At 65.6% G+C, this 20,880-nt stretch carries 18 protein-coding genes; 8 read left to right on the top strand and 10 right to left on the bottom strand.

Annotated features, from left to right (window positions below; translation table 11 throughout):
* Positions 1 to 132 precede the first annotated feature (132 nt).
* Entirely contained in the window at positions 133 to 1,182 is a 1,050-nt protein-coding gene (locus AC1ZV1_RS13840; protein ID WP_484297239.1) for a polyamine ABC transporter substrate-binding protein, read from the bottom strand.
* Positions 1,183 to 1,371: 189 nt separating this feature from the next.
* On the opposite strand from AC1ZV1_RS13840, the gene AC1ZV1_RS13835 reads away from it, so the two are divergent.
* The 3 genes from AC1ZV1_RS13835 to AC1ZV1_RS13825 all read left to right on the top strand — a co-directional run bounded on the left by AC1ZV1_RS13835 (position 1,372) and on the right by AC1ZV1_RS13825 (position 4,352).
* Complete coding sequence (locus tag AC1ZV1_RS13835) at positions 1,372 to 2,304, top strand: GntR family transcriptional regulator (RefSeq protein ID WP_484297238.1); 933 nt, start codon at positions 1,372 to 1,374, stop codon at positions 2,302 to 2,304.
* Between the two features lie 86 nt (positions 2,305 to 2,390).
* Positions 2,391 to 3,677, top strand: a complete 1,287-nt coding sequence (locus AC1ZV1_RS13830; RefSeq protein WP_484297237.1) for a glycosyltransferase — start codon at positions 2,391 to 2,393, stop codon at positions 3,675 to 3,677.
* A 93-nt stretch (positions 3,678 to 3,770) separates the two neighbouring features.
* Positions 3,771 to 4,352, top strand: a complete 582-nt coding sequence (locus AC1ZV1_RS13825; protein WP_484297236.1) for a GNAT family N-acetyltransferase — start codon at positions 3,771 to 3,773, stop codon at positions 4,350 to 4,352.
* Here AC1ZV1_RS13825 and AC1ZV1_RS13820 read toward each other — a convergent pair.
* The 7 genes from AC1ZV1_RS13820 to AC1ZV1_RS13790 all read right to left on the bottom strand — a co-directional run bounded on the left by AC1ZV1_RS13820 (position 4,324) and on the right by AC1ZV1_RS13790 (position 13,310).
* A complete protein-coding gene (locus tag AC1ZV1_RS13820) occupies positions 4,324 to 5,250 on the bottom strand; it encodes a cation diffusion facilitator family transporter (protein WP_484297235.1) in 927 nt (308 codons plus the stop codon). The genes AC1ZV1_RS13825 and AC1ZV1_RS13820 overlap by 29 nt on opposite strands.
* Before the next feature lie 194 nt (positions 5,251 to 5,444).
* A complete protein-coding gene (locus AC1ZV1_RS13815) occupies positions 5,445 to 6,695 on the bottom strand; it encodes an OprD family porin (RefSeq protein ID WP_484297234.1) in 1,251 nt (416 codons plus the stop codon).
* Positions 6,696 to 6,747: 52 nt separating this feature from the next.
* Positions 6,748 to 7,950, bottom strand: coding sequence for a 3-oxoadipyl-CoA thiolase (locus tag AC1ZV1_RS13810; protein WP_484297233.1), 1,203 nt, complete (start codon positions 7,948 to 7,950; stop codon positions 6,748 to 6,750).
* 22 nt (positions 7,951 to 7,972) lie between these two features.
* Positions 7,973 to 9,508 carry a 3-hydroxyacyl-CoA dehydrogenase gene (locus tag AC1ZV1_RS13805; RefSeq protein ID WP_484297232.1) on the bottom strand — a complete coding sequence of 512 codons (1,536 nt, stop codon included), beginning with the start codon at positions 9,506 to 9,508 and terminating at the stop codon, positions 7,973 to 7,975.
* A complete protein-coding gene (locus AC1ZV1_RS13800) occupies positions 9,505 to 10,305 on the bottom strand; it encodes an enoyl-CoA hydratase (RefSeq protein WP_484297231.1) in 801 nt (266 codons plus the stop codon). The genes AC1ZV1_RS13805 and AC1ZV1_RS13800 overlap by 4 nt, the downstream gene beginning before the upstream one ends.
* A 52-nt stretch (positions 10,306 to 10,357) precedes the next feature.
* Positions 10,358 to 11,545, bottom strand: coding sequence for a CaiB/BaiF CoA transferase family protein (locus tag AC1ZV1_RS13795; RefSeq protein WP_484297230.1), 1,188 nt, complete (start codon positions 11,543 to 11,545; stop codon positions 10,358 to 10,360).
* 37 nt (positions 11,546 to 11,582) lie between these two features.
* Positions 11,583 to 13,310, bottom strand: coding sequence for an acyl-CoA dehydrogenase family protein (locus AC1ZV1_RS13790; protein WP_484297229.1), 1,728 nt, complete (start codon positions 13,308 to 13,310; stop codon positions 11,583 to 11,585).
* Between the two features lie 118 nt (positions 13,311 to 13,428).
* Here AC1ZV1_RS13790 and AC1ZV1_RS13785 point away from each other — a divergent pair, with 118 nt between their 5' ends.
* The gene (locus AC1ZV1_RS13785) at positions 13,429 to 14,352 is read left to right on the top strand and encodes a LysR substrate-binding domain-containing protein (RefSeq protein ID WP_484297228.1); all 924 of its coding nucleotides are present in this window, start codon (positions 13,429 to 13,431) and stop codon (positions 14,350 to 14,352) included.
* Positions 14,353 to 14,507: 155 nt separating this feature from the next.
* Entirely contained in the window at positions 14,508 to 15,935 is a 1,428-nt protein-coding gene (locus AC1ZV1_RS13780) for an MFS transporter (RefSeq protein ID WP_484297227.1), read from the top strand.
* Positions 15,936 to 16,100: 165 nt separating this feature from the next.
* Here the strand turns inward: AC1ZV1_RS13780 and lspA are convergent, their stop codons facing one another.
* The gene (gene lspA / locus AC1ZV1_RS13775; RefSeq protein WP_484297226.1) at positions 16,101 to 16,601 is read right to left on the bottom strand and encodes a signal peptidase II; all 501 of its coding nucleotides are present in this window, start codon (positions 16,599 to 16,601) and stop codon (positions 16,101 to 16,103) included.
* A gap of 391 nt (positions 16,602 to 16,992) precedes the next feature.
* Positions 16,993 to 18,183, bottom strand: a complete 1,191-nt coding sequence (locus AC1ZV1_RS13770; protein WP_484297225.1) for an N-acetylmuramoyl-L-alanine amidase — start codon at positions 18,181 to 18,183, stop codon at positions 16,993 to 16,995.
* Positions 18,184 to 18,314: 131 nt separating this feature from the next.
* On the opposite strand from AC1ZV1_RS13770, the gene AC1ZV1_RS13765 reads away from it, so the two are divergent.
* The 3 genes from AC1ZV1_RS13765 to AC1ZV1_RS13755 are packed head-to-tail and all read left to right on the top strand — an operon-like array spanning position 18,315 to position 20,762.
* Entirely contained in the window at positions 18,315 to 18,980 is a 666-nt protein-coding gene (locus AC1ZV1_RS13765) for an ATP-binding cassette domain-containing protein (RefSeq protein ID WP_484297224.1), read from the top strand.
* On the top strand, positions 18,977 to 19,843 hold the full coding sequence (locus tag AC1ZV1_RS13760; protein ID WP_484297223.1) for a metal ABC transporter permease: 867 nt from the start codon (positions 18,977 to 18,979) through the stop codon (positions 19,841 to 19,843). Before AC1ZV1_RS13765 ends, AC1ZV1_RS13760 begins: the two co-directional genes overlap by 4 nt.
* A 40-nt stretch (positions 19,844 to 19,883) precedes the next feature.
* Positions 19,884 to 20,762: a metal ABC transporter substrate-binding protein gene (locus AC1ZV1_RS13755; RefSeq protein WP_484297222.1), complete on the top strand. Its 879-nt coding sequence runs from the start codon at positions 19,884 to 19,886 to the stop codon at positions 20,760 to 20,762.
* Positions 20,763 to 20,880 lie beyond the last annotated feature (118 nt).

Here is a 20,880-nt window from a genome sequence, read left to right as displayed (position 1 = left end):
ATGCAGTGAACTTGTGGGGCGAGCGAGCTAGAGCGAGGCAAGGCGAGAACAAGCGTGGGCGCGGAGTTCAGGCCGCTAAATGAGCAAGCCCGCGCTTGTTCTCAACGCAGCATCGCCGACGCGCAGCCGGCCCTACTGTGCCGCCATGATTTCGGTTACGGCGCGGGTGTAGGCCTTCTGCGTCGAGCCCCCCACATCACGCAACTGCTGCTGCTTGACCAGCTCGGCCGGCGTGGTGGTGAGGTTCGGGTACTTGGCCAGCAGGTCCGGCTTGAGGGTCGCCATCGCCGCCTGGTTGGGCACCTTGTAGAGGATGTTCTCCGCGACCCAGGCGTGGTTCGCCGGTTCCAGCATGAAGTTGATGAAGCGGTAGGCGGCGTCGGGGTTCTTCGAGTTCTTCAGCACGACCATGGTGTCCACCCAGAGGTCAGAGCCTTCTTTGGGCACGACGAACTTGATCGACTCGTTGGCCTGGGTGCCGTAGTTGCACCAGCCGTCCCAGGCGTGGGCCATCAGCGCCTCACCCGAAGCCAGCTTGGAGTAAAAGGTGGTGTCGTCGAAGGACAGCAGGCGCTTCTTGGTGGCAATCAGTTGGTCGCGTACCGCGTTGATCTGGTCCGGGTTGCCGTCGTTCACCGACCAGCCGTTGGCGAGGAAGCCGGCACCGAGCAGCCACCGGTCGGTGGCGAGCATGGTGGTCTTGCCCTTGAGGGCGTCGGAGGGCTTGAGCAGGTCGCTCCAGCTCGAGGGCGCCGGGCTGACCTTGTCCGAGCGGTAGCAGATGCCGGTGGTGCCCCAGGTGTAAGGCACGGAGAAATGGTTGCCGACGTCGTACTCGAGCTTCTGCGCCTCGGGGTAGAGATTCTTCAGGTTCGGCACCTTGGCCGGATCGATCTCGGCGAGCAGGCCCTGCTTGTGCAGGATCTCGGCGAAGGGCGAGGACACGAATACCACGTCATAGCCTTCGCCGCCGGAGGCCATGAGCTTGCCCATGATCTCTTCGTTGGTGGCGTGGAGGGATTTGTCGGCTTCGAGCCCGGTGGCTTTCTGGAACTTCTCCAGATTGTCCGGGGCCATGTAGCCGTCCCAGATGGAGATCACCAGATCCTTGGCGCTGGCCGTGGTGGCGGACAGCGTGAGCGCGAGGGTTGCCCCTGCGTAGAGCATGGTCTTCAGCTTCATCTTGCGCACCTGACGATTGGTTGTTGTTGTGTCGACGGCAGCGGAACGAAAAGCGTACTACATGTCTTTTTTTCAAAATAAAAACCGAACCACTGGCGAAGTCAACCATTTCTTGCATTCTTGTTGGACCACCCACGCTGTGGCATAAGGGGCTCGCCCCGTGCCACGGGCCCGCTGGAGAGCATCGGCTTGAGCAACGTCACTGAGAAAAAACCGCGCACCAATCATCTGGAACTCGCCCGGCGCGTCATCGAGCACGCCCAGGACAGCGGGCTGGGCGAAGGCGACGCACTCTCGGAACAACAGCTGGCGCGCACCTTCGGCGTGTCACGCACGCTGATCCGCGCAGGGCTGGACCTGCTGCTGGAGCAGCAACTGGTGGCCCACGAACCGGGCAAGGGCTATCGCCTCACCGCCGACCCGTCCGCCCAGGTGCTCGGCCCCGCCCTGCCGCAGGCCGAGGAAGAAGCGCTGGCCGCTTCGGTGCTACGCGACCGGATGGCCGGGCGGTTGGGCAACAGCCTCAGCGCCAGCGAGTTGATGCGCCGCTACGACATCGGCCGCGCCGCTGCGCAGAAGGTGCTGGCGCAGCTGAGCGAGGACCAGGTTCTGGAGCGCGGCGCCGGGCAAAGCTGGTCGTTCCGTCCACTGCTGAACAACCTCGCGGCACTGGAAGACAGCCTGCGCTACCGCTTGGTCCTGGAGCCCGAAGCCCTGCTCGCCCCCGGCTTCGACCCCGACCTCGCGCGCCTCGCCCTGCTGCGCGGCGCCATGGAGGACCTGCTCGGCGCACCCATCGAACGCTTCGACGTGGCGCAGTTCCGTGAGCTGGACATCGGCTTCCACGAGCTGATCGCCCAGGGCTGCGGCAACCGCTTCATCGGCGACGCCCTGCTGCAGCACCAACGCCTGCGCCGCCTGCCCAACCTGCTGCCGATGGTCAGTGTGCACCGCCTGCAGGAAGCCCTGCGCGAGCATCTGCGGATCATCGAGCAGATCGAGCGCGGCCAGCTGGAAGTCGCCGCCGACCTGATGCGCCTGCACCTGCGACTGTCCTTCGCGCAGCGCCCGCAGACCGCCAACCGCGGGATTCCGCAGTCGTTCGCCGTGGGTCGTCGCTGATTATTTTCCTCTCACGGTGTTTTTTTTAACGAAAAAATGCAGTATCAGTTTCACGCAGTGCCCGTGAGCAACACCCGGATGTGCCCATGACGCAAAGAACAAGAACCATCGCCTTCTTCCCCGAGGCCAGCTTCGGCGCCGCGCTGAACTGCATCGGCATCGCCCAGGCCCTGCGCGAACTCGGCGCGCGCCCGGTGTTCATCTGCCATGCACACTTCCAGGGCATCTTCGCCGAGTACGGTTTCGCCGAGTACCCGCTGCAGCTGGACTCGCCGCTCTCCGCCGCCGACCACCAGCACTACTGGGAGCGTTTCATCGAGCGCAACGTGCCCTACTTCGACGAACCTCCCCTGGCGCAGATCGACAGCTATGTGGCGCCGGCCTGGGAAGCCATCATCGACACCGCCATCGAATCGGAAAAGCCGCTGCAGCAGTTGCTCGCCCGGCTCAAGCCCGACGCCATCGTGCTGGACAACGTGGTCAGTTTCCCGGCCATCGCCGCCGCCGGCTGCCCCTGGGTGCGCATGGTCTCCTGCGCGGAGACCGAGCTGCCGGACGCCGCCGTGCCGCCCTACCTGTCCGGCGCCAGCAGCCGCGATGCGCAGGCCTGCGAGCGCTACCGCGAACACTACCTGCGAGCGACGAAGCCGGCACACGAACGCTTTGCCCGCTTCCTCGCAGAGTGTGGCCACCCCGCTCTGCCCGCCGGCCAGTTCCTCGAGGATTCGCCCTGGCTCAACCTGCTGCTGTCGCCGACGCCGGTGCGCTACGAACGCAAGAAGCCGCTACCCACCGAGCGCTACCTGTACCTTGATGGCTGCGTGCGCAGCGAGGCGCCCTACATCCCGCCGCAGTTCCCACGGCATGACGACGCGCCGCTGATCTACGTGAGCTTCGGCAGCCTCGGCGCCGCGGACGTGGCGATGATGCGCAAGCTGATTGACGCCGTGGCGCAACTGCCCTACCGCTTCCTGATCAACGTCGGCGCCTACCGCGAGCACTACGACACGGTGCCCGACAACGTCTACCTCGACAGCTGGTACCCACAGCCGGCGGTGCTGCGCGAGTGCCAGCTGTTCATCCACCATGGCGGCAACAACAGCTTCTGCGAGGCGCTGTATTTCGGCCTGCCGTCGGTGATCATCCCCTACTGCTGGGACGGCCATGACAATGCCCGGCGCGCCGAGGAAGTGGGCGTCGCGCGCTACCTGCCGCGCTTCGAGAATCCGCTGGCGGCGCTGCCCGCCGCCCTCGGCGAACTGCTCGCCGACCGGGCGATGGCAAAACGCCTGAGCGCCGTGCGTGAACAGATGCAGGCCTCGCGCGGCACCGACGCGGCGGCAAGGGCAATCCTCGGTATCTGCACCGACTGAGGACCGATTGGCACCGTCGAGGTGTCTGCGATTGGCACTCGGCGACAGACCACTCTCTCCGTAAGCTGGGCTCCAGCCACCCTGGAGCCCGGCATGACCACCTTCGATGACCAGCCGACCCTGCTCGGCGACACCCTGCAACTGCGCCCGCTGCGTGCCGATGATTTCGAGGCGCTCTACGCTGCTGCCAACTCACCGGAAACCTGGGCCGGCCACCCGGCCACCGAGCGCCATCGCCGTGACGTCTTCGAGCCGTACTTCCGCTTCCTGGCGCAGGCCGGTGGCTGTCTGCTGATCCTCGACCGACACAGCGGCGAGACCATCGGCTGCTCGCGCTACTACCCGGTGCCGGACCAGCCGACCGATATCGGCATCGGCTTCACCTTCATCAACCACCGCTACTGGGGCGGCGCGACCAACCGTGAGCTGAAGACGCTGATGCTCGACCACGCCTTCCGGTATTTCGAGCGCGTATGGTTCCACATCGCGCCGAGCAATATCCGCTCGCAGAAAGGCACGGCAAAACTGGGCGCGACGCTGGCGTACCAGGCAGAACTAAACCTCTCAGGTACACCAGCGTCAGGGCTCTGCTACGAGCTGTCACGCGAACGCTGGGCAAGTGTCGCGGGAGCTGCCCCTGAGGTGTCTACCGCGTCCAGAGCGGATCGGTGGTGAAGGCAATGGTCAGCCAGCGGTTCGGACCTTCGCCACCGATGGCCTCGCCGATCTCGTCGCGCAATCTGTCCCATTCGGCCAGGGTCTGCGCCGGCCAGTTCGGCGGGACGATGAAGTACAGCTCGATCTGCTGCGCGCGCCCGACCTTGGCGACATAGGCCTGGTAGGCCACGAAGCCGTGCTGGGAGACAGTGGCCGCGGCCACCTCGTCGACGTGCTCCTTGAGCTCCGGCGGAGTGACCAGAAGGATGTCCTTGAACGCCTGGCGAATGGTCAGGAACGGAATCGGCAGGATCACCAGGCAGATCAGCGCCAGCACCGCCGGGTCGACATAGGGGCCAATGTGCGCGTAGCCGCTCACGGTGGCCAGGTCACCGACCAGGAACGCGATCAACAAGGCCAGGGAAATGCTTCCGGACATCACCCAGGACTTGGCGTCGAGGGCGACGAAGTCCGACCCGATACGCCGGTTGGCGCGGAACTGCACCGCCGCCAGGGCGAAGCAGACCAGCGTGGCGACTGCCGCATAGAGGATGGCGAAGCCGAACTCCAGCGCATGGCCGCCGCTGAGCAGACGGCCGATGGCGTTGATCAGCGCGTACAGCGTGACGCCGGATAACAGCGTGCCGTTGAGCGCAAGCACCATCGGCTCCAGGTGCCAGAAGCCCATGTTGAAGCGCTCGGCCAGGCGCCGGCTGGCGTCGCCCTCGGTGGTATGGCGGCGGATCAGCGTCGCCACCATCAGTGCCAGGCCGCTCATGCTGGCGTCCGCCAGCGAGTAGACACCATCGAAGACGATGGAAAAGGATCCCGAAAGCAGGCCGACGATAATCCCGAAACCGGCCAGCAGCAAGGTTACGATGATCGAAAGCCGCAGGATGCCCTGTTCTGTTTTCATGACTGGCGTGCTCCTCGCGCCTTGGTTGTTGCGCTGCCAATCCCAGGCCTGGATGGCCTGGGGGCTTCGCTGGGGGCGCGACTATAAGCGAGCGCCCTGGCCAAGGCCATTGGCGCCTGAGCAAAGTCACCGTGCACAGTCGCAAGCGCGGCCTGCCGGTCCGGGAGGCAAGCCGACGCGCTTGCCTCCCGCGCTCAGAACAACGCCAGCTCGTAGCTCAGGTACACACGGTTCTCGTCTACATTGCGACTGAACTCGGAGCGATAGGTCGCATTACGCCAGGTCAGCCCCAGCCCCTCCAACGGCCCGCCCTGCAACACGTATTTGATATCGCAATTGCGCTCCCATTCCCGGCTTCCGCCGCCAGTAGTGGGCTCGGCATCGTGGCCGCTGAAATAGCGTGCCATGAAACTCAGGCCGGGCAGACCAAGAGGCGCGAAATCATAGTCATAGCGCAGTTGCCAGGACGATTCTCCCGCCTCGGCGAAATCCCCGTACTGACCGAAGTCGACCAGATACGGATCAGTGCCGTCCAGGTAAGGGAAACCGCTGTCACCGTCCATCCGCTGATAGCCCACTCCGAAGGCATTGCCATTGTGCATCCGGTAAGTCAGCAGGCCACTGAATGCGCGGTTATCGATACGTCCGCCGCGCCCGGCGCCGGCATCGCGGCTGACGGCGAGTCGCAGATCGGCATCCAGGCTGTCGGCCCTCATCGGAGTACGGCCTTTCAGGCCAACGAAATGCTGGTCGTAGACGTCTTCCAGCTGGCCGTAGTGGTAGCTGCCGACCCAGTCCGCGGCGAATCGGTAGTCGACGCCCCCCAGGTAGAAATGGTCGGATCGCGCCGCCGCGGCGAAGCGGCGATTGCGGTTGAACAACGCCAGGTCGCTGGTTCCGGCTTCATTACGCTGGCTCACTTCATCCAGGCGCCCCAGATTGACGGTCAGGCCGCTCAGCTCGCTCGACGTCAGCAAGCCCCCTTGAAACACCTGCGGGAACAGTCGTCCGTAGTTGGGCTGAACCGTCGGCAACTTGGGTATGAGGGCTCCTAGCTTCATTTCCGTGCGCGACAGACGCAGCTTGGCAGTGGGGTCGAGCCGCGCATAGGAATCTGCTGCACGCCCGTCGTCCTGCACGGGCAGCAAGCCGGTACCGCTGCGCTCGGGGCTGGAGTCGAGCTTGACACCCAACTTGCCCAGCACGTCGATCCCGACGCCCCAGGTTCCGGCGGTGTAGCCCGAGCGGTAATCCAGAAGCAGCCCCTGAGCCCACTCCTCGCTCTTCGAGCGCCCGGCGCCGTCGCGGAAGTCGCGGTTCATGTAGAAATTTCGCATGCCCAGGCTGGCTTTGCCGTCTTCCAGGAAGCCGTCGGCCAGTGCCGGGCCGCAGCCGGCCGTCAGGGTGGCGAGAAGGAAAACAGTACCGTTGTTGTTCTTGTTCATGTGTTCTCCAAGCAGTTGGCGGGGCGCTGCTGCGCCCTTTCCTTTCAGGGTTTCAACAGTGCTCCAGGACCATGGCCACGCCCTGTCCGACGCCCACGCAGAGGCTGACCACCGCGTAACGCTGGTTGCGTTGCTGAAGGGTTCTGGCGGCGGTCAACGCGAGCCGGGCACCTGAGGCGCCGAGGGGATGACCCACGGCGATCGCGCCGCCATGGGGGTTGACGCGTGGGTCGTCGAAGGCCAGGCCCAGCGCTTTCAGACAGGCCAGCACCTGGGCGGCGAAGGCCTCGTTGATTTCGATCAGGTCGATGTCTTCCAGGCCCAGCCCGGCGCGCTGCAAGGCGCGAAGAATGGCCTGGTGCGTGCCGATGCCCATGATGCGCGGCTCCACGCCGACGCTGGCCGAAGACAGGATGCGCGCCAGCGGGCGAATGCCATGACGCTCGCCGACGGCACGATTGCCCAGCAGCACAACCGCCGCACCATCGTTGATGCCCGAGGCGTTGCCGGCACTGACGACACCACCGGGGAACAAGGCCGTCAGCCGGGCCAGCGCCGGCAGGTCGGACTGCGGCCGCGGGTGCTCGTCGTGGGCCACCGTCAGGGTCTCGCCCTTGCGCCTACCCGGAACCTCCACGGGCAGGATTTCCCCGGCGAAGAACCCCGCCTCCAGCGCGGCCTGGTAGCGGGCCTGGGAAGCAGCGGCAAAACGGTCCGTCGCCTCGCGCCCGATCCCCATCTCGCGGGCGAGGTTGTCGGCGGTCTCCGGCATGCTGTCGTTACCATAGCGTTCGACGATGCGAGGGTTGGCGAAGCGCGCGCCGATGGTGCTGTCGAATACGTTCACGGCGCGACTGAACGGGCTATCCGCCTTGCCCATGACGAAAGGCGCGCGGGACATGCTTTCCACGCCGCCGGCCAGGTACAACTCGCCTTCGCCGCAGGTAATCGCCCGAGCGGCATCGATCACGGCCGAAAGGCCGCTGGCGCACAGGCGGTTCAGCGTCTGCCCGGGCACCCGCCAGGGCAAGCCGGCCGCCAACACCGCGTGGCGAGCCAGGTTGCGGCTGTCCTCGCCGGCCTGATTGGTACAGCCGAGAATGACATCCTCCAGGTCATCACTGGAGAAGCCGGAGGTTTGCATGACGCGGGCCAGCAGCGTAGCGGCCAGGTCATCCGGACGCAGCCGCGACAGGGCACCGGCGTGGCGACCGAAGGGGCTGCGCAGGCCAGCATAGAGATAGGCATCGAGCATGGTGTGTGTCTCGTCAGGAAGGTCAAACCGGCAGTTGGGGCTCTGCCTGGCACAGGGAAAGGCCCAGCTGCGCACGGCGACGCAGCCAGGGGCTGGGCCGGTAGCGTGGGTCACCACTGAGAGCGTGCAGGCGTTCGAGGATGTGCAGCAGGCGCGCGGCACCGAGTTCGTCGCCCCAGGCGAGCGGGCCACGGGGATACCCCAGGCCCAGACGTACCGCCAGGTCGATATCAGCGGGTTCGGCAATGCCTTGCTGGGCGATGTCGCAGGCGAGATTGACGATCGAGGCCAGGCAGCGCTGGACGACGAAACCGGCACTGTCGCGGATCAGCGCCACCCGCCCGCCATCGCGAGAGAACAGTGCGCACGCGGCATCACGCGTGGCGTCGTCAGTGGCCGGCGTGAGCATCAGGCAGCGCAGGCGCTCCAGGTCAGCCATGACGTCCACGGCCACGACTCGCGCCGGGTCCACGGCAAAACGCTGCGCCGCGCTGCTGGCATCGTCACCCAGCGGCGCCAGCAGACACAGCGCTTCGGCGGAAGGCTGCTGGCCCTGCTCGACGTCCGCACCGAGGCCCTCGAGCAGGGCCAGCAGGCGCGCCCGGTCCTGCGCGTCGTCGGCACCCAGCCATATCGGCGGTGGGTTCTCGCAGGCCGGTGTTGCCGTACCTGCCGAATCGCTCCGCGGTTGCTCTTCGCGGTAGCAATAGAAGCCCTCCCCGCTCTTGCGCCCCAGGTGCCCGGCAGCCAGCATCTGGCGCAGCAGCGGGTGCGGACGGAAGCGCGGCTCCTCGTACCACTGGCGGTACACCGACTCCATCACCGGCACGCTGACGTCCAGGCCGATCAGGTCAAGCAACTCGAAGGGCCCCATGCGGAAACCGGCGCCCTCGCGCAGCACCGTGTCGATCACCTGGACACTCGCCACCCCCTCACCAAGGACACGCAACGCCTCGGTACCGAAGGCACGCCCTGCATGGTTGACGATGAAGCCGGGCGTATCCTTTGCGCGCACGGGCTGATGGCCGATGGCAGTCACCAGCGCCAGCAGGCGCTCCCCCACCTCGAGGCGGGTGGCCAAGCCATCGATCACCTCCACCAGGCGCATGCGCGGTACCGGATTGAAGAAGTGCAGCCCGGCAACGCGCCCTGGCTCGCGGCAGGCCGCGGCGATGGCAGTGATCGATAGCGAGGAGGTATTGCTGACGAGGAGGGTGTCGTCGGTGGCCAGTGCCTCCATCTGGCGGAACAGCGCCTGCTTGGCCTCCAGGTTCTCGACGATGGCCTCGACCATCAGCTGGCAGCCACGCAGTGCTGCCAGACTGTCCACGACCTGCAGATTCTGCAGCGTGCGCTGTATGGCCTCGGCACTCAGCTTGCCCTTGCGCACCAAGTTGCCGAGGTCGCTTTCCACCTGTTCCCTGGCCTGCTGTGCGGCGCCGGGGCGCAGGTCGAACAGCCGTGTGGCAAGACCGGCCTGAGCCATGACCTGGGCGATTCCGCGCCCCATGGCGCCGGCACCGACGATGCCGATACAGGTAATGTCCGATGTGCTCATTGGCCCAGGTACTCCGGCTTGCGCTTCTCCAGGAAGGCGCGCATGCCTTCCTTCTGGTCGCGGGAATCGAACAGCAACTGGAACGCCTTGCGCTCCAGCACCAGGGCTTGCTCCAGCGGCATGTCCATGCCCGCGAGTACGACCTCCTTGATCTGCGCCAGCGCCAGCGGCGGCATGCCGGCGATCAGCCCGGCCAACTCAAGGGCGCGCGGCAGCACCTGTTCGTCATCCACCACTTCGCTGACCAGCCCCATGGCCAGGGCTTCCGCCGCGCTGATCCGGCAACCGGTCAGCAACATGCGCAATGCCTGGTACTTGCCCACCGCCCGCAACAGACGCTGAGTCCCGCCGGCACCGGGCATCACGCCGACGCGGACTTCCGGCTGGGCGAAGCTGGCGGAGGTACCGGCGACGATGAGGTCGCAATGCATGGCCAGCTCGCAGCCACCGCCCAGGGCATAGCCGTTGACGGCAGCGATGATCGGCTTGCGGCAGGCGGAGATCGCCTGCCAGTGCCGCTCGACGTGACGTTGATAGACCTGCATCACCGACGCCTCGACTAATTCGCCGAGGTCGGCGCCCGCAGCGAAGGCCTCGGCATTCCCGGTCATCACGATTACCCGTGTCTCGGTGCACTCCTCCAGCTGTCGGAAATGCCGCGCAATTGATTCGCGCAGGCTCATGTCCAGCGCATTCAATTGGGCCGGTCGGTTCAGCCGCAGCAGCGCCACGCCCTCGCGCGGGCGTTCCAGCAGCAGCGTTTCTTCGGGGCGAACAGCCCCCTGGCTAGCGCTCATGGCGTTCTCCAAGACGAAGATTCGAAAGACGGCCACTGGCCGCCCGAAAGACTCAGCCGCGGACGATGCCGCGCTGGTAAAGGGCGGCGATGGTCTCGGACGTCAGCCCCAGCTCCTCCAGCACTGCGCGGGTGCTTTCGCCCAGCGCCGGGGGAGCGCTGCGATAGCTGGCCGGGGTGCGCGAGAGCTTCACCGGCGAGGCGATGCCGCGGTACTCGCCCATCTGCACCACCAGGCCGCGGTGCTTGGTATGCGGATGCTCGACAACACGGTCCACGGTGGCGACAGCGCCGCAGGGAACGCCTAGACGAATCAGGCGCTCAGCCAGTTCGGGTCCGTCGTGCGCCGCCAGGTGACCTTCCAGTGCGTGCTTGAGGGCCACACGATTGACCGAGCGCTGGCCGTTGTCGGCAAAGCGAGGGTCTTCGACCAGGTCGCTGGCGCCCAGGTACTCGCAGAGCTTCGCGAACTGCCGATCGTTGCCCACCGCGAGAAAGATCGGCTCGCCACCCGTGCAGTAGCTGTCGTAGGGAGCGATATTCGGGTGAGCGTTGCCGGTACGCTGCGGCGTACGCGCGGAAGCAAAGTAATTCGGCAGGTGCGGGTGCAGCAGCGAGACGCCACAGTCGTACAGGGCGATGTCCACCGACTGCCCTCTTCCGCTGCGTTCTCGCTCATGCAGGGCCAGCAGAATGCCGGCGATGGCGTTGAGCCCGGTAACCATGTCGACGATCGGCAAGCCGATACGCAATGGCCCCTCCTCGGCCTCACCGTTCACGCTCATCAACCCGGCCATGGCCTGGATGGCGGCGTCATAACCGGGCAGCCCGCCGAGTGGACCATCAGCACCGAAGCCCGACACCGCACAATGGATCAACCGCGGGAAGCGGTGGCTCAGAACCTCCGCGTAGTCGATGCCCCAGCGTGCCAGGGTGCCGGGCTTGAAATTCTCGATCAGCACGTCGGCACCTTCCAGCAGCTGCAGCAGCAGCTCGATGCCTTCCGGCTTGGACAGATCGACGGCGATCCCTTTCTTGTTGCGATTGACGCCGCGGAAATAGGCCGCCGTGTCGCCCTCGAAGGGCGGCCCCCAGCCGCGCGTCTCGTCGCCGCCGAGGGGTTCCAGCTTGATGACGTCTGCGCCGTGATCGGCCAGGGCCTGGGAGCAATAGGGGCCGCCCAGCACACGGCTGAGGTCGATGACGTTCAGGCCACGCAGGGCACCGGTGTCGTGGTTCATGGCAACTCTCTTGTCGATTCTTGTCAGTTGCGAAAGATCAGGCCGGCAGCAGCTGCATGGCGTCGTCCAGGCCCAGCTCGCTCTCGTCGAGCAGGCGGGCCAGTACCGCCGCTTCGCCCGTCCAGTCCTGCAGACCCAGCGGATCGCGCGGCAGCAGTTTGTTCCGCAGCACCAGGTGGGCCAGCGCCAGACGACGCTGATCGCGGGCCTGGCGGCCCGCTTCCCAGGCCATGAAGATGGCGCTGGTGATGTGGTAGAGCCCGCTGCCTGCCTGACGCACCTGTTCGTCCTGGCGCGCCTCGGCCACTTCCGCCATGAGCGCCACGCTGCGCGCGAGCAACGCGTCGAAACGGGCACGGCTGTCATCCGGCAGGTTGCTCTCCGCCAGCAGACCACGCAGGTATTGATGCAACGGCTCCAGCGCCTGCTCGCGCGTCACGGCGCGGGCGATATCCAGCGCGACGATGTTGCTGGTGCCCTCCCAGATCGACCCCAGGTGTGCGTCGCGAACCAGGCGTGCGTCACTCCACTCCTCGATGTAGCCCACCCCGCCACGCACTTCCATGGCATCACCGGTGACACGTCGTGCATCACGGCAGGCGCGGAACTTGATGAGCGGGGTCAGGATCCGCACGCACTTCTGTGCCGCAGCGTCGCCGGCATCCGCGCGCGGCAGCAAGGTGGCGATCTGCATGAACATGGAGCGCGCCTGCTCGGCGGGCAGCATCATCTTCAGCAACTGCTTCTGCATCAGCGGCATGTCGACCAGGTGCTTGCCAAAGGCACGACGGTGGCGGGCGATAAACAGCGCCTCGCTCAGGGCCCGACGCATCAGACCCGCGGCGCGGACGCCATTGGAGAGACGCGACATGTTGACCATGTCCGCCATCTGCTGGAAGCCACGACCGACCTCCCCGATCAGGTAGGCCGTGGCACCTTCCAGGCAGATTTCGCCGCTGGCCATGGAGCGGGTGCCCAGCTTGTCCTTCAGGCGCATGATCCGGTAGGCGTTGCGCGAACCGTCAGGTCGATGCTTGGGCAGCAGGAACAGAGTCACGCCCTTCATGCCTTCAGGCGCGTCCTCGGGACGGGCCAGGACCATCGCCAGGTCGGCATCGGGGTTGGAGCAGAACCATTTGTCACCGTAGAGCTTCCACTCGCCCTGCTCCTGTCGCGCGACCGTGCGGGTGCGGGCCACGTCGGAACCGGCGGCCTGCTCGGTCATGAACATCGCGCCCTGGTACAGGCTGTCGAAGTCCTGCGAGGCCAGCGACGGCAGGTAGCGCGCCACCAGTTCGGGGGCTCCGAACTTGCGCAGGGTGCGGGTCAGCGAGTCGGTCATGCTGACCGGGCAGCAGAGGCCGAACTCGGCCTGCACGAACAGGTAGGTGAGCGCGTACTTCACCAACGGCAGCGCGCCGTCGGGACGATGGCTCATGGACGCCAGGCCCAGCTCCGAGTAGGCCACGCGCTCGAGGGCTACGTAGTCCGGATGCTTGAGAATGCTCTGCAGGTCCTCGCCACGACGGGTGCGAGGCGCCAGCACGGGCGGGTTCTTGTCCGCCGAGAGCGCCAGCACGTCCAGTTCATCGCCAGCCCGTGCACCGAGCCCTTCGAGCGTCGGTTGCCACTGCGCCAGTACCTCCGGCGGCAGGTAAACCTCCAGCAGGCGGCGCAGTGACGGGTCGCAGGCATACAGGTTCATGCCACGACTATCGGGAATGTTCAGGGCGTCTTCGGGGCGTATATCGGGCATCACGGTCATGGCGCGTCTCCGGGTCTTGTTGTGGGACCGAGACTAGGAGCACGCGACGATAAGTATCCAATACAATAAAAAACATCCACGATAAGAAAAACAAATCGTAGAACCCGGATGCCTTGTCATGGACCTCAAGCAACTGCGCTACTTCATCGCCGTCGCCGAAGAGCTGCATTTCGGCCGCGCCGCCGCGCGCCTGTTCATCTCCCAGCCGGCATTGAGCTTCGACATCAAGAAGCTCGAGGAACAACTGGGCATCCAGTTGCTGGTGCGCAACAACAAGTCGGTGAAGCTGACCAACGCCGGCCAGGTCTTGCTCGACGAGGCGCGCAGCCTGCTCCTGCAGGCCGAGAAGGTTAAACGCCTGACACAGCTTTCAGCCGAGGGCGCGGTCGGTCAGTTGCGCGTGGGCTTCGTCAATTCCATGCTCTACCGCGGCCTGCCGAGGGCCATGGCGCGTTTCGAGGCGCAGCACCCGAACATGGAGGTGCTGCTGATGGAGATGAACACCTCGGAGCAGGCACTCGCGCTGCAGCGTGGGCAGATCGACATCGGCTTCGTGCACTGGGCCAAACTGCCTGCGGAAATCGTCTCGGAGTGCCTGGTCGCAGATCCCTTTCTCTGCTGCCTGCCGGCCGGGCACCGCCTGGCCGGACAGACGAGCCTCTACCTCGCCGAGTTGCGCGAAGAGGCATTCATCCTGTTTCCGCGCAGCCTGTCGCCGCACTATCACGACCTGATCATCGCCCGCTGCGTGGATGCCGGTTTCAGCCCCTACATTCGGCACGAGGCACGCCTGTGGCAGACGATCGCCGCCATGGTCGGCCTGGGCATGGGCGTCGCCCTGCTCCCCGAAACGCTGTGCCTGGCGTGGAAGAACGAGGTGCGATACCTGGAAATCCAGCAATCCGGCGCGCGATCGGAAATCCACGCCATCCTCGCCGCACAGGACGCACCGCAAGCCGCACAGAGCTTCCTCGCCACGCTCAAGACCTGCCTGCAGGAGATGGAGTCCGGGGTCGATATGGAATCGCTTATCACACCATAAGATTAAAAAACTATTGATCCTCAGGGTCCCCGAATAGACTCCGAGCCAACCCGGGCCAATACCGAAACACGCCAGACTCTACCTCGTCTCATCTCCTGGATGGGCGCGAGCCGGGCCTGCGCGTCGACGACAAAAACAATAAGCAGGATTTGCCCATGCCACGCACGACTCCTCCCGCGGACGCCGATCTGCACCGGAAGGCCCGCAAGGCCGGTATCGCCTCCTTCATCGGTACCACCATCGAGTGGTACGACTTCTACATCTACGGCCTGGCCGCCGCCCTGGTGTTCGGCAAGGTGTTCTTCCCGGCCGACATGGACCCGGGACTCGCCACGCTGCTGTCCTTCGTCACCCTCTGGTCCGGGTTCATCGCCCGCCCGTTGGGCGGAATCATCTTCGGCCATCTGGGGGACCGCATCGGCCGCAAGACCACGCTGGTGATCACCCTGATCATGATGGGCATCGCGACGACATGCATCGGACTGCTGCCGGTCTACGCACAGATCGGCGTGTGGGCTCCCATCGGCCTCGTGCTGTTGAGGGTGATCCAGGGCATCGCCGTGGGCGGTGAATGGGGCGGCGCGATTCTCATCGCCAGCGAAAGCGCCCCGAAGGGCAAGGGCATCCTCTATGCCGCGTTTGCGCAGCAGGGCTCGCCCACCGGCAACCTGCTGGCGACGCTGGTGTTCTTCGCGCTGAGCAGCCTGCCCACGCCAGATTTCATCCTCTGGGGCTGGCGCATACCCTTCCTGATCTCCGCGGCGCTGGTCATCGTCGGCATGGTCATCCGCCTCAAGCTGGAGGAGTCGGAGGACATGAAGCGAGTGCTGCAGCAGAAGAAGACCGTCAAGCTGCCCCTGGTGGAAGTGCTGCGTGATCACTGGCTGATCGTACTGCTCGGCGCCGGGGTGCTGCCGATCATCCACGTCACCTACTTCAAGAGCACCTTTGCACTGTCCTGGGCGACCAAGACGCTCGGCTACGGCCAGGGCGCGTTCCTCAGCATCATCGTCATCGCCCTGATCGTGCAGTTCATCAGCCAGCCCATCGGCGCACTGCTGACGTCGCGCATCGACATGCGAAAAGCCGTCTGCCTGATGGTGTTGCCCGAGTTCATCCTGATGCCGGCGATGTTCTTCGCGATTGAAACCAAGATCTACTGGATCGCTGCCGCCGGAATGTGTCTGGCAACCATTCCGCATGCCATGTTCTACGGCGCGGTTGGGGGAATCCTCGCCAGGGCATTCCCCACACGGGTGCGATACACCGGACTGTCGCTGGCGTACCAGTTGTGCTCCCTGCTCGTTGGAGGCGGCACCCCCGTCCTGGCTCAGTGGATCCTCAACAGTAGCGGCAGCATCGTCGGCGTGGCCATCGCCTCCGCCCTGTACGCCCTGGTCTCACTGGCCTGCACCCTCGCCCTGCTCCGGATTACCGGACACAAGGCCAGCGAGCTCTCGACGGCGGAGTACCAGGACCAGCAACAGGCCGAGCACAGCACGACCGCAAACACGGTTTCACCACGCCCCGCGAGAAGCGCCGTGCAAAGCGGCACCGGCACCGGCGCCCTCAGCGTCAAATGAAGGCCTGATCTACTGGGCAGGCTCCCTATGGACACATCCTGAACCGGATGGGTTCGCAGGGACCGGCTCGCCAAGGCTGCCAGGTGCTCACCCAGCGAATACCCGGGCCAATGCTTCAGGGAAGCGTGCTCGTCCGGGCGAGCGATCGCTTCCGATAGGCAGGCGTCACTCACTCTGGACGTTGTTAACCGCAGGCTTATGGATGATATCGGCCAGCAGAACCAACGCACCCACGGTAATCGCGATGTCGGCGAGGTTGAAGATGGGGAACTTGTGCTCCTGCCAGTGAAGGAGCACAAAGTCGATGACGTAGCCGAAGCTGACGCGATCGATGAGGTTGCCCGCCGCGCCCGCCAGGATCAGCGTCAAGGCAGCCGTCGCCCGGTAATCGCGCACAGGGCGGCTGACGAGACGACAGAACACCACCGCGATGGTCGCGATGGCGAATCCCGCGAACAGGGCCACCTGCCATCCGCCGGCATCATTGAGCATGCCGAACGCCGCACCCAGGTTGTAGGACAGCTCGAGATCGAAGAACGGCAGCACCGAGACAGTGGCGCCATCGCGCAAGAACAGGTTCGCGGCATATTTGCTGCCTTGATCGACCAGAATCAACAGCACGGCCGACGCGAGAAACAGGGATCGGGAAAGGGCTTCACGGATCAACTTCAACATCCTGGTCAGGTGGGGATGGCCAGTCACGATTGAACCGGCACGCCCCTCGGACACTGCCTGCGGGAGGTCGTTCCCTGGCAGGCGCGTGTTGGTCCACACGCCATGCGTCCACACACAGCGGCCGTCATCCTCCCCTTACCACCTGGCCATCCCGCACCACCGCAGCGGCCTTGCGGTGGAAACCCGAGGGCAGCGACGTGGCCTGCCTGGCGGAGCTCCAGACACAGGCCCGCAAGCTCCATCCGGCCAGGAGCCGTCGAGTGCTCCTGGCAACCGGCCAATAACGCGGGGCGCGATCAGGTTGCGCAGCCCTGCACCGTGCGTCGGGAACCAGAGCCCCCAGAGACCCGCCCCCGCCATGGCGGAGGCGGGTCTGCACGCACTACGAATCGGACTGTCCCGCCAGCGCCAGGTTGGCCAGCAGGCTGTCCTGCGGCGGGCGCTGAAGAAAGTAACCATGCAGGCCACTGAAGATCGCCTCGGCCAACTGTTTCTGGTGCCGGGCGTCGTGCAGCCGGCGGCAATCGGCATCGTTGGAAATGAAACCGGTCTCGACCAGGATCGAGGGAATATCCGGCGACTTGAGCACCGCGAATCCAGCCTGGTCCACACGTTGCTGATGCAACTGCGTGATACTTCCGAGGCTGCGCAGAACGCTGTGTCCCAGGTCCAGGCTGGAGGCGATGGTGGCGTTGATCGACATGTCGAGGATCACGCCGGCCAGCGCGGGGTCCTTTCCCTTGAGTGGGAGATTGCTGGACGTGCCGATCAGATCGGCGCCGTTCTCGCGCTCGGCCATGAAGCGCGCCAGCGTCGAACTGGCACCGTGCTCGGACAGGGCATACACCGACGCCCCGGAAGCCGAACGACGCGGCGCCGCATCCGCGTGTACCGAGACGAACATGTCCGCATTGCAGCGCCGAGCCACATCGACCCGCTGCCGCAGCGGAATGAACACATCCACGTTGCGCACCAGCCGCGCCTTGAAGCCCGGCTGGCGATCGATGCGACGTGCCAGGTTCTGCGCGATCAGCAGCGCGACGTCCTTCTCTCGCTCTCCCTTCGAGCCAAGGGCGCCGGGGTCCTTTCCGCCGTGGCCGGCATCGACCACCACCACGATGTCGCGCCCGCCGTGCGGGGTTTTCTGCACAGCGCCGATCGCCGCGGCCCGGGCCGTCCTGGCTCGGAGATCGAGCACCAGTCGGTGTCCCTTCCCGCCCTCCGGTGCCAGGGCGAACGCGTTGACGCCCACCGGCTCGGCCACATCGAGCACCAGCCGAAGACCTGCGCCCTGAGTGCCACGGCGTATGCCCTTGAGCAAACCGGTTGGCAGCTTCAGTTGGTCCAGGTCCGAGCCGGCGTGTGCACCGTCCAGGTCGACGACCAGCCGTTCCGGCGCCGCTAGCGCGAAGGTACGAAAGTGGAACGGGCCATCCAGGTCGAGTACCAGCCGCAAGCCCTCGGACGACTGGAACACCCGCGCGTCGAGCACGCGTGCTCCGGCAAAGGCCGCAAGGGAAGGCAGCCAGGCGGCGCTGGCCAGCAGGCTCTGAAGCAATCGACGTCTGTTCATCTGGGAGTGGTTGCAACGAAAGGCAGGAGAAATTATGTTACTTTATAACATCTCAAGTACTCAATGAGATCCCACCGACCGCGCAACCCAACCCGACTGCGACTCCGCCCGCCCATACGCTGGAAACTCACATGATCCATTGCCAATCCCTGCAGTGGGGCCCTCCCCGGCTGCCACTGACGCCGCCGCTGGACCTGAAGCTGGACACCGGAAGCCTGACCGCGTTGATCGGCGCCAATGGCTGCGGGAAAAGCAGCCTGCTGAAGGTACTCGCCGGCCTGCAGAAGCCGCTGGCAGGGAAGCTGAAGCTCGACGTCCGCCCCCGGCAGATTGGCTACCTCGTGCAGCAGCAGGCCCTCGACCGGCAATTCCCGATCAACCTCGGCGAGCTGGTTGCCGCCGGCTTCTGGAACTGCTCGCTGGACGCCGCAGGACGCCGGGAAAAACTGCGCGAGACGCTCTCCCTCTGGCACCTGGAAGGACTGGAACATCACCCGCTGGCCGCGCTCTCCGGAGGACAGCTGCAACGCGCCTTGCTGGCGCGCCTGAGCCTGCTGGACGCTCCCCTGCTGCTGCTGGATGAGCCCGATGCCTGCCTCGACGAGAACAGCCAGGAACTGCTCTGGCAGCAGATTCACCACTGGCAGCGGGAAGGCCGCACGCTGGTACTGGTCTGCCATGACCTGGCGACGGTGCGTGCACGCGTGCCCGACAGCCTGCGCATTGCCGCCGACGGCTGCCGCTACGGTCCCAGCCGGGAACTGATCGTTCAGCGCAAACTGGCGCAGGAGGCATGATGGCCCTGCACGCCCTCTGGCAGCCCTTCGTCGAATTCGCCTTCATGCGCAGGGCTCTCCTGGGGGGAATCGCCCTGGCCCTGAGCGCGGCGCCGCTGGGGGTGTTCCTGATCCTCCGGCGGATGAGCCTGATCGGTGACGCCATCGCCCACGGAATTCTTCCGGGGGCTGCGATCGGGTTCTGGCTGGCGGGGCTTTCGCTGCCCGCGCTCACCGTTGGCGGTCTCGGTGCGGGGCTCGCGGTTGCCGGCCTGGCGGCCTGGGTGACGCGCCATACCGGGCTGCGGGAAGACGCCAGCCTCGCCGCGGTCTACCCCATCTCGCTGGCCAGCGGCGTCCTGCTGCTCGGGCTCGCCGGCAAACGCCTGAACCTCCTGGAGCTCTTGTTCGGCTCCGCACTGGCCGTGGACCGAACGACACTGCTGGGCATGCTCGGGGTTGCCGCACTGAGCCTCGGCGTCCTCGCGCTGATCTATCGCAGCCTCCTGCTGGACAGCCTCGACCCGCTGTTCCTGCGCAGCGTCAGCCGACTCGGCCCCTTCGCCCATGGAATCTTCCTGGGCGTGGTGGTGCTCAATCTGGTGATCGGTTTCCAGGCCATCGGCGCCCTGATGATGGTCGGCCTGATGATGCTTCCGGCGGCGGCCGCCCGCTTCTGGAGTCGCCGCCTGCCGATCCTGCTCGTGCTGGCTTCCGCCCTCGGAGCATCGGCGGTCTGGCTGGGCCTGGCGGCGTCCTACGCCTGGTCGCTACCCAGCGGCCCGGCCATCGTCGTGCTCGCCGGGCTGTTCTACCTGCTCTCCGTCCTGTTCGGCCCGGTGCATGGACTGCTGCGCCGTGGGCTGCTTCCCATCCCGCAATGAACCAACCATCCCCCTACCCCATCCCAAGGAACGAAGTGCCATGCGCATCCTGATCCTGCTGTGTGCGTTCTGCTTGCCCCTCTCGCTGTCGGCCGCTGAAAAGCTCAAGGTGGTCACCAGCTTCAGCATCCTCGCCGACATCACCCGTCATATCGGCGGCGAGCATATCCAGCTGACCAACATGGTCGGCCCGGACAGCGATGCCCACACCTACGAAACCACCCCGGACGATGCCCGTGCGGTGCGCGCCGCCCAGCTGGTAATCGAGAACGGCCTGGGCTTCGAACCCTGGCTCGATCGCCTGGTGAAGAGCACCGAAAGCCGCGCCCTGGTGATTCAGGCCAGCGCCGGCGTGATCCCCCGCAGCCTTGAGGAAGACGGCCAGACCATTCCCGACCCGCACGCCTGGAACAACCTGGCGAACGCCGACCTCTACGTCAGGAACATCACCAACGCCTTGAAGAAGCTCGACCCGGCCAACGCCGCCGAGTACCAGCAGAATGCGGCGGCCTACCTGGCGCAGGCGCACGACCTGCTCGACTACGCCAAGGAAAAACTCGGCAAGCTCCCCGCCGACCATCGCAGCCTGGTGACCTCGCACGACGCCTTCGGCTACCTCGGCCAGGCCTACGGCCTTGAATTGCTGGCGCCGCAGGGACTCTCCACCGAGCGTGAGGCCTCGGCGTCGGATGTCGCGGCGCTGATTCGGCAAATCCGCGAGCAGCACATCCGTGCGGTGTTCGTGGAGAACATCAAGGACCCGAGACTGATGCAGCAGATCGCCGAGGAAAGCGGCGCCAGAATCGGCGGCACCCTGCACTCCGACGCGCTTGCCAGTGATGGCCCGGCCAGCACTTACCTGGGGCTGTATCGCGACAACGTGGACACGCTCTACAACGCATTGATCGGAACGCCGTGATCGAACGGCCGGCACTCCCGCCCCGCCGCTGAAGCACAGCGACGGGGGCTTGATCACGGCGGCTGCCGATAGGGCAAAGTCCCGAGCGAATCCGGTTCAACGGGCCGATCAGGTCGGA

The organism is Pseudomonas sp. BB438, assembly GCF_057180225.1.
Note: the sequence above shows the minus strand (reverse complement) of the source record. Positions and strands in the feature narration are given on the sequence as shown.